The 13785-nt window shown below is 63.2% G+C and carries 13 protein-coding genes; 5 read left to right on the forward strand and 8 right to left on the reverse strand.

Going from position 1 to position 13785, the window contains the following annotated elements:
• The first annotated feature begins 3 nt into the window (after window positions 1-3).
• Window positions 4-507, forward strand: coding sequence for a protein-disulfide reductase DsbD N-terminal domain-containing protein (locus D3878_RS19560; protein ID WP_119787011.1), 504 nt, complete (start codon window positions 4-6; stop codon window positions 505-507).
• Between the two features lie 85 nt (window positions 508-592).
• Here the strand turns inward: D3878_RS19560 and D3878_RS19565 are convergent, their stop codons facing one another.
• From D3878_RS19565 to D3878_RS19575, 4 genes are all read right to left on the reverse strand, one after another.
• Window positions 593-1591, reverse strand: coding sequence for a hypothetical protein (locus D3878_RS19565; protein WP_147384043.1), 999 nt, complete (start codon window positions 1589-1591; stop codon window positions 593-595).
• Window position 1592: 1 nt separating this feature from the next.
• Entirely contained in the window at window positions 1593-2096 is a 504-nt protein-coding gene (locus D3878_RS23905) for a C39 family peptidase (RefSeq protein ID WP_158592335.1), read from the reverse strand.
• A 100-nt stretch (window positions 2097-2196) separates the two neighbouring features.
• Window positions 2197-2478, reverse strand: a complete 282-nt coding sequence (locus D3878_RS23910; protein ID WP_158592336.1) for a hypothetical protein — start codon at window positions 2476-2478, stop codon at window positions 2197-2199.
• A 226-nt stretch (window positions 2479-2704) separates the two neighbouring features.
• Entirely contained in the window at window positions 2705-3973 is a 1269-nt protein-coding gene (locus D3878_RS19575) for an MFS transporter (protein WP_119787014.1), read from the reverse strand.
• A 133-nt stretch (window positions 3974-4106) separates the two neighbouring features.
• On the opposite strand from D3878_RS19575, the gene D3878_RS19580 reads away from it, so the two are divergent.
• Entirely contained in the window at window positions 4107-5042 is a 936-nt protein-coding gene (locus tag D3878_RS19580) for a cation diffusion facilitator family transporter (protein ID WP_119787015.1), read from the forward strand.
• Window positions 5043-5089: 47 nt separating this feature from the next.
• Here D3878_RS19580 and D3878_RS19585 read toward each other — a convergent pair whose 3' ends face one another.
• On the reverse strand, window positions 5090-7795 hold the full coding sequence (locus tag D3878_RS19585) for a cation-translocating P-type ATPase (RefSeq protein ID WP_119787016.1): 2706 nt from the start codon (window positions 7793-7795) through the stop codon (window positions 5090-5092).
• Window positions 7796-7976: 181 nt separating this feature from the next.
• Here D3878_RS19585 and D3878_RS19590 point away from each other — a divergent pair, with 181 nt between their 5' ends.
• The 3 genes from D3878_RS19590 to dmpH all read left to right on the forward strand — a co-directional run bounded on the left by D3878_RS19590 (window position 7977) and on the right by dmpH (window position 11542).
• The gene (locus D3878_RS19590; protein ID WP_233556398.1) at window positions 7977-10217 is read left to right on the forward strand and encodes a heavy metal translocating P-type ATPase; all 2241 of its coding nucleotides are present in this window, start codon (window positions 7977-7979) and stop codon (window positions 10215-10217) included.
• Between the two features lie 76 nt (window positions 10218-10293).
• Window positions 10294-10701 carry a Cu(I)-responsive transcriptional regulator gene (gene cueR / locus D3878_RS19595; RefSeq protein WP_119787017.1) on the forward strand — a complete coding sequence of 136 codons (408 nt, stop codon included), beginning with the start codon at window positions 10294-10296 and terminating at the stop codon, window positions 10699-10701.
• Window positions 10702-10753: 52 nt separating this feature from the next.
• Entirely contained in the window at window positions 10754-11542 is a 789-nt protein-coding gene (gene dmpH, locus D3878_RS19600; RefSeq protein WP_119787018.1) for a 2-oxo-3-hexenedioate decarboxylase, read from the forward strand.
• Window positions 11543-11595: 53 nt separating this feature from the next.
• On the opposite strand, the gene D3878_RS19605 is transcribed toward dmpH, so the two are convergent.
• From D3878_RS19605 to ada, 3 genes are all read right to left on the reverse strand, one after another.
• Window positions 11596-11802 carry a heavy-metal-associated domain-containing protein gene (locus tag D3878_RS19605; RefSeq protein ID WP_119787019.1) on the reverse strand — a complete coding sequence of 69 codons (207 nt, stop codon included), beginning with the start codon at window positions 11800-11802 and terminating at the stop codon, window positions 11596-11598.
• Between the two features lie 79 nt (window positions 11803-11881).
• Window positions 11882-12535, reverse strand: a complete 654-nt coding sequence (alkB, locus tag D3878_RS19610; RefSeq protein ID WP_119787020.1) for a DNA oxidative demethylase AlkB — start codon at window positions 12533-12535, stop codon at window positions 11882-11884.
• The gene (ada, locus tag D3878_RS19615) at window positions 12532-13611 is read right to left on the reverse strand and encodes a bifunctional DNA-binding transcriptional regulator/O6-methylguanine-DNA methyltransferase Ada (protein ID WP_119787021.1); all 1080 of its coding nucleotides are present in this window, start codon (window positions 13609-13611) and stop codon (window positions 12532-12534) included. The genes alkB and ada overlap by 4 nt, the downstream gene beginning before the upstream one ends.
• Between the last annotated feature and the right edge of the window lie 174 nt (window positions 13612-13785).

The raw sequence follows: 13785 nt of genomic DNA on the forward strand, positions 1-13785 counted from the left end.
TTTATGTCGAAGAAGTCATCATTGCATTGCCTGCTGCTGGCGATATTTGCGCTTGGTGCGCAACCGGCGATCCATGCCCAGCAATCCACCAACCCGAACTTGCAGAAGGGGCTTGGCGGTCTGTTTTCCAGTCCGAAGGAAGAGGATTTGCTGGAGCCCGACAAGGCTTTCACCATCAAGACCAGCTTCAAGGGACCGGCCACGCTGGTCGCGGTGCTGACTCCCGCCAACGGTTACTACATGTACAAGGACAAGATCCGTTTCGGGCTCAAAGATGCCAGCGGTGTGGTTATCAAGTCGGTCAAGCTACCGGCCGGCGAGGTCAAGAACGACCCGACTTTCGGCAGGACCGAAACCTACAATCATCCGGTGCAGGCCGAGATCACCCTGGAGCGCGCGCCCAAGGCGAAAAATTTCACGCTGGTGGCGGGTTACCAGGGCTGCCATGAAAAGCTCGGGGTTTGCTATCCGCCGATCGAAAAGGCGCTGAAATTAACTTTGCCGTAAGCAAGCCTGTCAGCTACGAATATGTGGAAAGCCCAGCCCATCATTCCTGACGCCGACTTAAGGTGCAATGTCGAGATCACGCGGCCTAGAATCGGATCGGCAAAGCGGCGGTGACGCGGAAGTCGGGCGCATTGCTGGTCAATCCAATGCCCAGCAATATGTCCAATGCCATCGATCCGTTAAGGACAGCCGAGCCGCCCAGTTCCAGTATCCCCAGGGCGTCATCAGTTCCGGGAATGGGTACGCCGCCAAATCGCGTTTTTTCAAAAAAAGTCATGCTGAGTGCCGCTCGTAAGGATGTGTCAGGCCCGGTCGCAAGCGCTGTTCCAAATCGCAATCCGTGGCTGTTGCCCAAGTCGACTTTCATGCCGCCTTTATTCTCCGAAAATGTGTGGGTGAAGCTGTAGTTGCCGAAAATTACCAAAGGATCAAAACGCTTGAGTGCCGCAAGTGATCCCTGGATCGAATCAAAGCCAGTGCCATGCGCAACGGGCCTGGTGCTTTCGAAGATCGTATTCTTGCCGGTCGATGCCATATATTGAATCGCGCCAATCAGGGCTGGGGCGGAAGCTCGCTCGTTCAAAAGTTGATGAGATAGCCCAATCGTAAAATCGCCAATGCCATCGGAATCGGTCGAGACCGTGCCGTCGCGCCGACGTTCGAAGACGTAAGGCAGGCTGGCCTCGATCTGAGATCGCCACGGCAGGCCGGCACGAAAGACGAGAGCGGGGCCAAACGAGTGCCGCCGGAATTGGGAGGAATCGCCCTCACGATAGGAATAAGCGAAATTGGCCTCCACTTCGCGCGTGCCCGGCGAGAGCAGCAAGCCACCCTCGCGCACCAGTGCGCGCTCCAGCGCACGGTTGCTTTCTTCCTCTTCCTGCTGGATGGCTACTTGCCCGCGGCGTGTTTGCTCGATTCTGCTGGGCGTGATTTCCCGTTCGAGTGTCATGATCCGCTGGCGAAGCTGTTGATTTTCCTTTTCCTTCTCCGTCAGCCGGCGCTGTAATTCCTCCACAGTTTGTGCCGGCAATTGCGACGAAATCAACAGCGTCATTATCCCTGCCCACATATTTTTTTTCATATTACTGCGCTCCCATGCGTTGCCCTACCTGGAAACCTATGCCGGGCCAATTGGCGGAAAAACGTGATTTCGTCATCCGATAGTTTCCAAAACCGGGATCCGCAATATGCACTTCGTTTTCATCGACCTGCCGCACGACGACGAAATGATTGTAGCCGCGTGCCCGGACCGGCACGATTATGGGCACTTGCGCAGCCAGATCCGTCAGGCTCATGTCGGCATAGCCGTCGCTTTCGAAGCCGATCTGTGCCGCGTACCGCTTCATGTCCAGGAGGGAGAAGCCGCCACGATGCCTGACCCGCAGCGGATCGGTCTGTTGCAACATTGCTCGTGCCACCTGCTCTTCGGTGACGGGATACCCCTTGTCATAGGTCAGGATGGTCGCCAGCACGGCAGCCGCACAACTGTTGTCCCAGCGCTGGATAATGATGTTCTCTTGCCGCTGCTCGAGCAGCGAGCGGACCGGACGCTCGGCGTGCGCCAGGTTCGTGAACAGCGGAGACATGACGATAAGTGCGATGCATGCGCCAAGTCGCCTGGGCGCGTGCATCGTTGAGAAGGTAAATGGGTGAGGACTTCCTCCCCCATAATCCTTAGTCGCCATCTTATCGACCGGTCGAGGTCGTTGGATTGGTATTGATCTTGTCGAGACCGACCTGGTTAACGCCGGGAACCTTCGAAGCAGCCGTCGCGCCGGCACTGCTGCCAGGATTGGTTCCGTCCGCACCATTGCCCCAACCGTTATCTCCCTTTTTCGGTTCGCACGGAATATAGGTTCCGCCAGCAACCTGATCAAGCGCATCGTTCGTCATTTTTGTCGGAGCAGCAGCCGCTGGAAGGGACAAAAACGCGGTGGCTGCAATGACAGCAGCTAAAGATTTAACCATAAGACTCTCCTTCGAAATAATACGTTGAAGACATGGGCGAATGTGGCCGATACGTTTCGCCACCCACCGACTTTAGCGCATGAATCAGGGGCAGCAGACGCTGTACTCGTTATACAGTTTGGGATGGCGCAAACCTTCTTCAAACGCGCATCCCCGCTTGTTAACATCACTCAATTTTGAATGGAACAGAACGGCAAATTGATTGGCCTTATCCCGATGTCGGGCATCACGCCCGAAGCGGCCGCAGCGTCTCGCGCATGCGCAGCGCTGCAATCAGGCCCGACAGGAAGGTCAGGCCGGCCACCAGCCACATCGCGCTGGCGACACCGAACAGGTCGGCGACCAGTCCCGCCAGCAGGGCGCCGATGGCATATCCCATGTCGCGCCACAGGCGGTAGACGCCAACGGTCGAGGCGCGCCAGGCGGGATGGACGACGTCGCCGATGGCCGCCAGCAGGGTCGGGTACACCATCGCCGTGCCGGCACCGAGCAGAATGGCGCCGAGCACGAACCAGGCAAAGGCTGCCGCAACCGCGATGATGGCGATGCCGATCGCCTGCAGCCACATGCCGGCGACGATCAGGCCCTTGCGGCCGATGCGGTCCGAGATTGCGCCGGTAACCAGCTGGCCGATGCCCCACACCGCCGGATAAATCGCCGCCAGCGTGCCGATCTGCGCCAGGCTCATGCCGGCATTGGCAAACACCAGCGGGAACAGGCCCCAGGCCATGCCGTCGTTGAGGTTGTTGACCATGCCGGCCTGGCTGATCGAGGAGAGGTCGGGATCGCGCAGGCTGGTGTTCCAGAAGATGGCTTTTTGCGACGGTGGCGCCAGTTGCGTTGCGGGCGGCGCGAGCTGCGCTTCAAGGCGCGCATGGGCGCTGGTATCGCGCACCAGCAGGAGCGAGAGCAGCAATCCGGCGGCGACAAAGATGACGCCGAGGTAGAACGGTTGCGGGCGCAGGCCATGATGCGCGGCGATCCAGCCGGTGGCCAGTGCCGCGCCGCCGACCGCGATATAGCCGGCGAATTCATTGATGCCCATCGCCATGCCGCGGCTTTTCGGGCCTGCCAGATCGATCTTCATGATGACGGTGGTGGACCAGGTCAGGCCCTGGCTGACGCCAAGAAAAACATTCGCCAGCAATACCCAGTTCCACGACGGCGCCCACATCAGCAGGAAGGGCACCGGCGTGGCGATCAGCCAGCCGGCCACCAGAATCAGCTTGCGGCCATAAGTATCGGAAAAGCGCCCGGCGAAATAATTGGTCAGTGCCTTGGATACGCCGAAGACGACAATGAATGCCAGAATCGCGGTGTGCGCGACCACATGGAATTCCCGCTCGGCGATGGCGGGCAGGATGCTGCGCTCCATGCCGACCATGGCGCCGACGAAGGCATTGACCAGCACCAGCAGGCTGAATTGCCGCCAGTTGGCGCGCATGCCCAGTGCGATGGCGGCAGGTAGGGTGCTGCGGGAGTGGGGCAGGGACATGGGGCTGGCAATCACAAAGGATGCAAATGCGCAGCATCCAGTTTAGCATTCAGGCGACTTGTCAGTGCGGCAATCTGGGCCTGTTCGGGCTACAATCAGGACCGTTCCCGAAAATGAAAGCGAGTCGACGCATATGAGCGGCAGCCACCACCATCATGGCCACAGCCATGGCAGTACCGGCAACCTGAAGGTCGCATTTTTCCTCAATCTTGCCTTCACCATCATCGAGGTCATCGGCGGGATATTGACCAACAGTATCGCCATTCTGAGCGATGCCGTGCATGACCTGGGCGATTCGATGTCGCTGGGGCTGGCCTGGTATTTTCAGCGCCTGTCACAGCGCGGCAGGACGCCGCAGGATACCTATGGCTATCGCCGCTACGCCTTGCTCGGTGGCTTGATCACCGGGCTGGTGCTGGTCATCGGCCTTTGCTTCGTGTTGTGGAGTGCAGTTCATCGCCTGCTGGCGCCCGAACCGGTGAATGCCCCGGGCATGATACTGCTGGCCGTCATCGGCATTCTCTTTAACGGCGCTGCGGTACTGCGGGTGAAGCGCGGTTCTTCCCTCACCGAAAAAGTAGTGACATGGCACCTGATCGAGGATGTGCTGGGCTGGGTCGCAGTGCTGGCCGGCGCCGTGGCCATGACGATCTGGGATGCGCCCATCATCGATCCGCTGCTGTCGATCGGCATTTCGCTGTTCATCATCTGGAACGTGGCGCGCAACTTGCGCCAGGTGTTCAATGTGATCATCCAGAAAGTCCCGGCTTCATTCGATGTCGAGCAGTTTGAACGCGAGGTGCTCAAGCACCCGAAGGTCATCTCGATGCACGATACCCATAGCTGGTCGGTGGACGGCGAGATTCACGTGCTGACCACCCATCTGGTCATGCAGCGCGACGCCAGCCGCGATGAAATGATCGATGCCAAGAGCCACGTGCGCAAGCTGCTCGATGAAGACACTTTCGAACACGTCAGCGTGGATGTGGAACTGGAAGGCGAGCTTTGCGTGATCGGTTCGGGGCGCAAGGGCAGTTCTCCTTGCGCCGATCATCACCATCACCACTGAATATTTCGGCGCCCGCTCGCCCGGCTTGTCCATCAGGCGGGCGCCGGCTAGCGCATCATCACTGTAACGCGCAACAGCAGCTTGCGCGCCTCATCCAGCAACAGCACCATGCTGGCAACGGCAATGGCCATGCCCCAGTCTGACAGGCTGAGAGACGTCGTGCCGAACACGCCTTGCGCGGGCGGCCAGTGCACCGCCGCAGCTTGCAGCAGGAGTACCCCCGCCAGCGAGATCCACAGCATGCGGTTGCGGAAGAAATTGCGGTTGAAGGCGCTGCCGTTTTCGACGCGGGCGTTGAAGACATTGAAAAACTGAAACAGCACGAAAGTAGTGAAGGCCAGTGTCAGCGCGCGCGTCTGGCTGCCGCTGCCCATGCCATAGTGCAGCACGCCCAGGGTGCCGACCATCATGGCGATGCCGAAGCCGACGATACGGATCAGCCGCGCCTGTGACAGCACGGCGGCGGTGCGGTCGCGCGGCGGCTCGTCCATCAGTCCCGGGCGGGCGGCGTCGAGCGCCAGCGCGATCGCCGGCGGGCCATCCATGATCATCGCCACCCACAGGATTTGCAGCGGGTTGAACGGTTCCGGCAAGCCGGCCAGCGGCGCGAAAAAAATGGTCAGGATGGCGCCGATGGTGGTCGATAGCTGGAAGCGCACGAACTTGACGATATTGTCGTAAAGCGCGCGGCCGTTGTGTACGGCGCTGACGATGGTGGCGAAATTGTCGTCGGTGAGCACCATGCTGGCGGCTTCCCGGGTGACGGCGGCACCGCACATGCCCATCGCCACGCCGATGTCGGCGTTCTTCAGCGCCGGCGCATCGTTGACGCCATCCCCCGTCATTGCGACCACGTGGCCGCGGGCCTTCAGTGCCTGCACGATCCGGACCTTGTGCTGCGGCGCCACTCGCGCGAACACTGCGATGCCGTCGATGCGCTCGGCCAGTTGCGCGGCATCGAGCGCATCCAGTTCAGCGCCGCTGAGCGCCGCGCCGCGCAGGCCGAGTTCGCCGGCGATGGCTTGCGCCGTGTCCCGGTGATCGCCGGTGATCATCTTGACCTCGATGCCGGCCGCCCCGCAGCTGGCGATGGCGGCCCGTGCTTCCGGGCGCGGCGGATCCAGCAAGCCGATCAGGCCAATGAAGGTGAGGTGAAAGGCGCAGGGGGACAGGTCGGCATCCGGATCGATCGCACTGTCGTCAAACTGCCGCGTGGCGACCAGGATTACGCGCAATCCGCCGCCTGCCATCGCGCGGTATTCTGCATCGATTGCGGCTGTCGCCGCGGCGTCAAGCGGCACCTTGCCGGTGATGGTCTGGCTATGGCTGCAGCGCGCCAGCAGCACATCGGGGGCGCCCTTGAAGAAGCCCAGCGCGCCGGCACCGTCCGCATGGAAGGTGGCCATGAATTTGCAGGCGGAGTCGAACGGGATTTCGGCGATGCGAGGCATCCGCGTGGCCACCGATTTCTGCTCGATGCCGCCCTTCTGCGCCAGGGACAGCAGGGCACCTTCGGTGGGATCGCCGATCAGGCGGCCGCCGTCGATGCGGCTGTCATTGCAGGCGACCGCCGCCGTCAGCAGCAGCGCCAGGTCGGCTGGGGACGCATCCTGAGGCGCATCGCCAGCCGCCATGATCTTGCCGCTTCCATCATAGCCTTCGCCGCTGACTGCATAGCGAGCGCCTGAACAGGAAACGGCGCGCGCGGTCATCTGGTTCATCGTCAGCGTGCCGGTCTTGTCGGAACAGATCACGGTGGTGCAGCCGAGCGTCTCCACTCCGGACAGCCGCTTGACGATGGCACGCTGCCTGGCCATCTTGTGCATGCCGATGGCCAGCGTGACGGTGACCACCACGGGCAAGCCTTCCGGTATCGCCGCCACCGCAAGCGCGATGGCGTCCATGATCACCTCGCCGAGGGGTTCGCCACGCAGCAGTTCCAGGAAAAACAGCAGTCCGACCAGCGTCAGCGCCACCGCGCCCAGGCGCTTGCCGAGCTGGTCGAGCTGCCGTTGCAGCGGGCTCGGGGCGTCCGGCGCCAGCGCCAGTTGTTCGGAGATGCGGCCCATTTCCGTGGCCATGCCAATCGCCGTCACCAGCAGCTCGGCGCGCCCGCGGGTAATCATGGTGTTCATGTACAGCATGTCGTGGCGGTCGCCGATGGGCAGCGCCGGGTCATCCAGCACGTCGACATTTTTTTCCGCAGGTTGCGATTCGCCGGTCAGCGCCGACTCGTCGACCGCCAGGTGGATGGCTTGCAGCAGGCGGCCGTCTGCCGGTACGCTGTCGCCTGCTTCCAGCAGTACGATATCGCCCGGTACCAGGTCCTCGGCCGCGACCTCGCGGGTGGCACCGTCGCGTCGCACCCGGGCCTTGGCCGGAAGCATTTTTTTCAGCGCAGCCAGGCTCGCTTCGGCGCGGTATTCCTGGTAAAAGCCGACCAGGGCATTGAACGCCACCACGATCAGGATCACCAGTGCATCCTTGGTACTGCCGATGACGGCGGCCAGCCCGGCGGCGGCGATCAGCACGAGGATCAGGACGCTTTTGAACTGGCCGAGGAACAGCTTCCAGGGCGATGGCGGCGGCTGTTGCGCCAACTGGTTGGGGCCATGGGCGGCGCTACGCCGGCTGACCTCGGACTGCACCAGGCCATGTGCGGGCGCGGTTTGCAGGCGCAACAGGGCTTCGTCGGCGCTCAGCGTGTGCCAGGCAATGTCGGGTGGAGCGGGCGCAACAGCTGGCGTTGGCATGGTGAGGGGCGAACGGGAGGCAGGGGCGGATGCAATTTAATGTTAGCAGCATTGCCACGCATGAAAAGCGGAATTTTCCGCAATATCTCTCCCAAAAAGCAGCGGCCAGACTGGCACTTGACCTTCCCATCATGGGAAGGAAGATAATGTACTCAATGATAAACGAGCGGAATTTACGAAAATGCGCAAAACCATGACCCTTGCGGGCGCGCCGCCGGCCATGCAGGAAATCGACCTGGCCATCGAAGGCATGACCTGCGCCTCCTGCGTGGCCCGGGTGGAAAAGGCCTTGACGAAAGTGCCTGGCGTGACAGCCGTCGCGGTCAACCTGGCCACCGAGACTGCGCGCGTGAGCGCCAGCCGCGGCACCGCCTGCGACGTCCTGCTGCAGGCGGTGGAAAAGGCCGGTTATCACGCCGCCCGCGCCGGCAAGCCAGCCGATGCCATGGAAAAGCCGCACAGCCATGGCGGCTTTGCGGTGGTGGCTGCGGCGCTGCTGTCGCTGCCGCTGATGGCGCCGATGTTGCTGGAACTGGGTGGCGGCCATTACATGCTGCCGGCATGGCTGCAATGGCTGCTGGCGACGCCGGTGCAATTCTGGCTGGGCGGGCGGTTCTACCGTGCCGGCTGGAAAGCCGCCAGGGTAGGGGCCGGCAACATGGACCTGCTGGTGGCGCTCGGCACCAGCGCCGCCTACGGCTTGAGCGTGTATCAATTGTTCGCGCCCCCGGGGCATGGCATGCCGCACCTGTATTTCGAAGCCTCGGCCGTGGTGATCACCCTGGTCTTGCTCGGCAAGTGGCTGGAAGCGCGCGCCAAGCGCCAGACCACGGCGGCGATCCGCGCGCTGCAGGCATTGCGCCCGGCTGCGGCGCGGGTGCGGCGCGACGGCGTCGACATTGATCTCCCGGTCGGGCAGGTGCGCGTGGGCGACCTGGTGGTGGTGCGCCCGGGCGAACGCATCGCCGTCGATGGCGTGGTCGAGGAGGGCGCCAGCCACGTCGATGAATCCCTGATCAGCGGCGAAAGCCTGCCGGTGGCGAAACACCTGGGCGACCAGGTTACCGGTGGCGCCATCAATGGCGATGGCCTGCTGCTGGTGCGCACCAGCGCCATCGGCGCCGAAACCGCGCTGGCGCGCATCATCCGCCTGGTCGAACGCGCGCAGGCGGCCAAGGCGCCGATCCAGCGCCTGGTGGACCAGGTCAGCGCGGTGTTCGTGCCGGTGGTGCTGCTGATCGCTCTGGCAAGCTTCGTTGGCTGGTGGCTGGCCGGCGCCGGCAGCGAAACGGCCATCATCAATGCGGTGGCAGTGCTGGTGATCGCCTGTCCATGCGCGCTCGGCCTGGCGACGCCGGCCGCCATCATGGCCGGCACCGGCGTCGGCGCCCGCCACGGTATCCTGATCAAGGATGCCGAAGCGCTGGAAGTCGCGCACAGCATTACCACGGTGGTGTTCGACAAGACCGGCACGCTGACCATCGGCAAGCCGGCGCTGGTCGAACTGGCGCCATTCGGTATTGACCAGCGCGACTTGCTGCAACTGGCGGCGGCGATCCAGAATGGCAGCGAACACCCGCTGGCGCGCGCAGTGACCGGGCGCGCCAGCGCCGAAGGTGTCGCCACGCTGCCGGCGACTGACTTGAAAGCCTTGCCTGGCCGTGGCCTGGCAGCAACCGTGGACGGCATGGATTTGCGCCTGGGCAGCACCCGGCTGATGCAGGAACTGGCCATCGACCTGGCGCCGCTGCAGGCGCGCGCCAGTGAACTGGAACAATCCGGGCATACGGTTTCCTGGCTGGCCAGCGTCGGCCCGACCGCGCGGTTGCTGGGCTTGCTGGCCTTCGGCGACCAGTTGAAGGCCAGCGCGAAGGAAGCAGTGACGCGCCTGCATGCACTGGGCGTCGACACGGTGCTGCTGACGGGTGACAACCGTGGCAGCGCGGCGGCGGTGGGCCAGGCCCTGGGTATCCGGCAAGTCGTCGCAGAAGTGCTGCCGGAGGACAAGGCCGGCAAGGTGGGCGCGCTCAAACGTGACGGCCAGGTGGTGGCGATGGTCGGCGACGGCATCAACGACGCCCCGGCGCTGGCGGCGGCCGATGTCGGCATCGCCATGGCGACCGGCACCGATGTCGCCATGCATGCGGCCGGCGTGACACTGATGCGCGGCGACCCGGCGCTGGTGGCCGACGCGATCGACATCTCGCGCCGCACTTACAGCAAGATCCGGCAAAACCTGTTCTGGGCTTTCATCTACAACCTGGTCGGCATACCGCTGGCGGCTGCCGGCATGCTGAACCCGGTGGTGGCCGGCGCCGCCATGGCCTTCAGTTCGGTATCGGTGATCAGCAACGCCTTGCTGTTGCGGCGCTGGAAACCGGCTGCCACGGCCCGGATCGGGGCGCCGGCGCAGGCCGGATGAGGTGCGGAATCCGGTTTACAATGGCTGCCAGGATGTCGGCGTCAGCCACCGTCAGCCAACAGCAAGGAGAGGCAGCATGAACATAGGCGAGGCGGCCGTCGCGACAGGCGTTTCCGCCAAAATGATCCGGTATTACGAAAGTATCCAGCTGATCAAGCCCGGCAAGCGCACCGAGGCGAATTACCGGACCTACGGCGACAAGGACTTGCACAATCTGCGCTTCATCAAGCGCGCCCGCACGCTCGGTTTCTCGCTCGACCAGATCCGCGAACTGCTGTCGCTGTGGCAGGATTCCGGGCGGGCCAGCGCCGACGTCAAATCGATCGCCGAGGAACACGTGGCCGAGTTGCAAAAGCGCATCGATGAACTGACCGACATGCGCGACACCCTGAGCCACCTGGCGCATGCCTGCAGCGGCGACCACCGGCCGGATTGCCCGATCCTGCAGGAACTGGCGGCGCCCGGTGGCGAGCACTGCCACTAACAAGAAATACAGAAAGCTGTGTGGCGTACGCCATGCGCCTCAAGGAAAGTGTATGAAATTGACCGCAAGCCAGATCGCCGAACTGGCGGAATATCTCGAATCGGCGCATCTTGAGCGGCGCGAGGTGGTGAAGATCACCGATCGTTATCCGGACATCGACATGGATGATGCCTACGCGATCCAGAACCAGGTCAGGCAGCGCAAGCTGGCGCGCGGCGAAAAGGTGGTCGGCCTGAAATGCGGCCTGACCTCCTACGCGAAGATGCAGCAAATGGGTGTGGAGACGCCGATATTCGGCTTCATGACCGACGCTTATGTGGTGCCGGAGGCCAGCGAAATCAGGATGGCCGAGCTGATTCATCCCAAGGTCGAGCCGGAAATCGCCTTCTTCACCAAGACGCCGATCCGCGGCCCCGGCTGCGATATCGGCGCCGTGCTGGCGGCCACCGACTTCGTCATGGCGGCGATCGAAGTGATCGATTCGCGCTACCGCGATTTCAAGTTCGACCTGGTCAGCGTGATTGCCGACAATACCTCGGCCACCCGCTTCATCGTCGGCGGCAAGGCCACGCCAGTGGCTGACCTCGATCTGGCCAAGCTGGGCGTGGTGATGGAAAAAAATGGCAAGGTAGAAATGGTGGGTGCGGGTGCTGCCGTGGTCGGCCATCCGGCGACAGCGGTGGCAATGCTGGCCAACCACCTGGCCGCCAGCGGCGAGGAAATCCCGGCCGGCTCGATCATCCTGTCCGGCGGCATTACCGAAGCCATTCCCGTTCAGGCCGGCGACAGCATCTCTCTACAGGTGCAAAGCCTGGGCGGCGTCACCACGCGCTTCGTTTAAGCGCGTAGCGCGACTGCCGTAACTTAAGCGCGCAGCGCGGCTGCCGCGACGCCTCAAGCGGCCGCGCTGCTTTTGACCGGATAGCCCGCTTCTTCCACCGCCGCGGCGATATCCGCCAGCGCCGCAGTGGACGTGACCTGTACCTTTTGCGTGGCCAGGTCGATGTTCACCGTGGCTGCCGCATCCACTTCCTTCACCGAGCGCGTGACCGCGCCGACGCAGTGGCCGCAGCTCATGCCTTCTACTTGCAGTTCATACATGGTAAGACTCCTTTGTGTTTGATTGCATCTCCACTTTAACGTTTCCCACCGTGGGAAGGTCAAGCACCGCCTGTTCCGGCTAACGCGCCTTGCGGAAAGTGAGATTGATGCGATGGCTGCCGGTGGCCGGATGCTGCGCTGCCTTGATCGGCAACACGCCATGGTAGCGTAGCCGCGCCAGACCGCCCCACACCACGACATCGCCGTGCGCCAGCGGCACGCGCCGGCATTTGTCGGCGCGCTGCCCGCCGCCGAACAGGAAGGTCGCCGGGACGCCCAGCGAGACCGAGACGATCGGCGCGGACAGATCGCACTCGTCCTTGTCCTGGTGCAGGGACAATCGCGTGCCAGGTTCGTAACGGTTGATGAGGCAGGCATCCGGCGCAAAGCCGGCAAAACCGGCTGCTGCAGCCGCATCCTGGGCCAGTTGCAGGAAGGCTTGCGGCATCGGCGGCCACGGCTTGCCGCTGTGCGGATCCAGCGCATCGTAGCGGTAGCCGCTGCGGTCGCTGAGCCAGCCGCAGGCGCCGCAGTTGCTCATCGCCACCGACATGCGAAAGCCGCCTGGCGTGACCATGTGGCGCAACGGCGCCTGGCTGGTGATGCGCTCAAGCGCGGCGAACAGTTCCGCTTGCCGCGGCAGCGCAAAGCGGCGCAGCACCACCGCGCCGGCATCGAGTTCCTCGCGCCAGCCCATGCCTTGCTCCAGTTCCGCGAACAAGTCCAGCGTCATTTCTGCGCTTCCATGTCCAGCAGCTTGCGCTTGCGCTCGATGCCCCAGCGGTAGCCCGACAGGCTGCCATCGCTGCGCACTACCCGGTGGCAGGGAATGGCAACCGCCAGTGCATTGGCCGCGCAGGCCCCGGCCACTGCACGCACCGCTTTGGGCGCGCCGATGCGCTTGGCGATGTCGGAATAGGTAGCGGTGGTGCCGGGCGGGATGGCGCGCAGCGCTTGCCAGACGCGCTGCTGGAAGGCGGTGCCGCGCACGTCCAGCGGCAGGTCCAGGCCGAGGCCGGGCGCCTCGACGAAACCGATCACCTGGGCCACCACTTCTTCGAAACCTTTGTCGCCGCCGATCAGCTCAGCTTGCGGGAAGCGGTCCTGCAAGTCGCGCACCAGTGCATCCGGATCGTCACCCATCAAGATTGCGCAGACGCCGCGCGCGCTTTGCGCCACCAGGATCGCGCCCAGCACGCATTGGCCGACGGCGAAGCGAATCCTGGTTTGGGCGCCGCCGGCGCGGTAGGTGCTTGGCGTCATGCCCAGCAAGGCATCCGATTTTTCATAGAAACGGCTGCTGGAGCCGTAGCCGGCATCGAAAATGGCTGCCGTGATGCTGCCATTCTGCGTCAGCGCGCTGCGCATGCGTTGACTGCGATATGCCTGGACATATTGCCTCGGCGTCAGGCCGGTTACTTGCCGGAAGACGCGCTGAAAGTGGTAAGTGCTGAGGCCGGCTTGCTGCGCCAGTTGCGCCAGGCGGGGTGTCGATTCCGACTGTTCGATCATGCGGCATGCTGCGGTGATTCTGGCAGCATGTTGCATGGCTAGCGGCAACTGGTCAGGCTTGCAGCGCTTGCACGGGCGGAATCCTGCTGCTTCGGCTTCCTGGCCGCTTGCATAAAAGCTGACATTTTCCGGACGCGCCAGGCGCGCTGCGCACGAGGGGCGGCAATACACGCCGGTGGTCCTGACCGCGTAGTAGAACTGGCCGTCTGCTGCGGCGTCGCGTGCAACCACCGCCGCCCAGCGCGGGTCATGGACCGTGGCGGCGGCGCGCAGTGCGGTTTGCTCGGAGGCATCCATCCTGTGGTTCCTTCAGGGATACGTTCAGTGAAGGCCAGTGTAGCAAGCGACGCGGGTGGCTGCACTCCGGGTCTTGCTGTCGAATTCCACGCCCATATCCATGAGATGGCGCAAACGTGAAAAATCGATATGCCATCTTGCATAATTGACATAAATCGTCTGCTTAGGCATGCT

This window comes from Noviherbaspirillum sedimenti (assembly GCF_003590835.1).
GTDB classification, from domain to species: domain Bacteria; phylum Pseudomonadota; class Gammaproteobacteria; order Burkholderiales; family Burkholderiaceae_D; genus Paucimonas; species Paucimonas sedimenti.

Coding starts and splice junctions, on each gene's coding strand:
- D3878_RS19580 (WP_119787015.1), top strand. CDS start 4,107: ATGAGCGGCAGCCACCACCATCATGGCCACAGCCATGGCAGTACCGGC.
- alkB (WP_119787020.1), bottom strand. CDS start 12,535: ATGACGCTGGACTTGTTCGCGGAACTGGAGCAAGGCATGGGCTGGCGC.
- D3878_RS23910 (WP_158592336.1), bottom strand. CDS start 2,478: ATGGTTAAATCTTTAGCTGCTGTCATTGCAGCCACCGCGTTTTTGTCC.
- D3878_RS19590 (WP_233556398.1), top strand. CDS start 7,977: ATGCGCAAAACCATGACCCTTGCGGGCGCGCCGCCGGCCATGCAGGAA.
- dmpH (WP_119787018.1), top strand. CDS start 10,754: ATGAAATTGACCGCAAGCCAGATCGCCGAACTGGCGGAATATCTCGAA.
- D3878_RS23905 (WP_158592335.1), bottom strand. CDS start 2,096: ATGTCTCCGCTGTTCACGAACCTGGCGCACGCCGAGCGTCCGGTCCGC.
- D3878_RS19585 (WP_119787016.1), bottom strand. CDS start 7,795: ATGCCAACGCCAGCTGTTGCGCCCGCTCCACCCGACATTGCCTGGCAC.
- D3878_RS19565 (WP_147384043.1), bottom strand. CDS start 1,591: ATGAAAAAAAATATGTGGGCAGGGATAATGACGCTGTTGATTTCGTCG.
- D3878_RS19575 (WP_119787014.1), bottom strand. CDS start 3,973: ATGTCCCTGCCCCACTCCCGCAGCACCCTACCTGCCGCCATCGCACTG.
- cueR (WP_119787017.1), top strand. CDS start 10,294: ATGAACATAGGCGAGGCGGCCGTCGCGACAGGCGTTTCCGCCAAAATG.
- ada (WP_119787021.1), bottom strand. CDS start 13,611: ATGGATGCCTCCGAGCAAACCGCACTGCGCGCCGCCGCCACGGTCCAT.
- D3878_RS19560 (WP_119787011.1), top strand. CDS start 4: ATGTCGAAGAAGTCATCATTGCATTGCCTGCTGCTGGCGATATTTGCG.
- D3878_RS19605 (WP_119787019.1), bottom strand. CDS start 11,802: ATGTATGAACTGCAAGTAGAAGGCATGAGCTGCGGCCACTGCGTCGGC.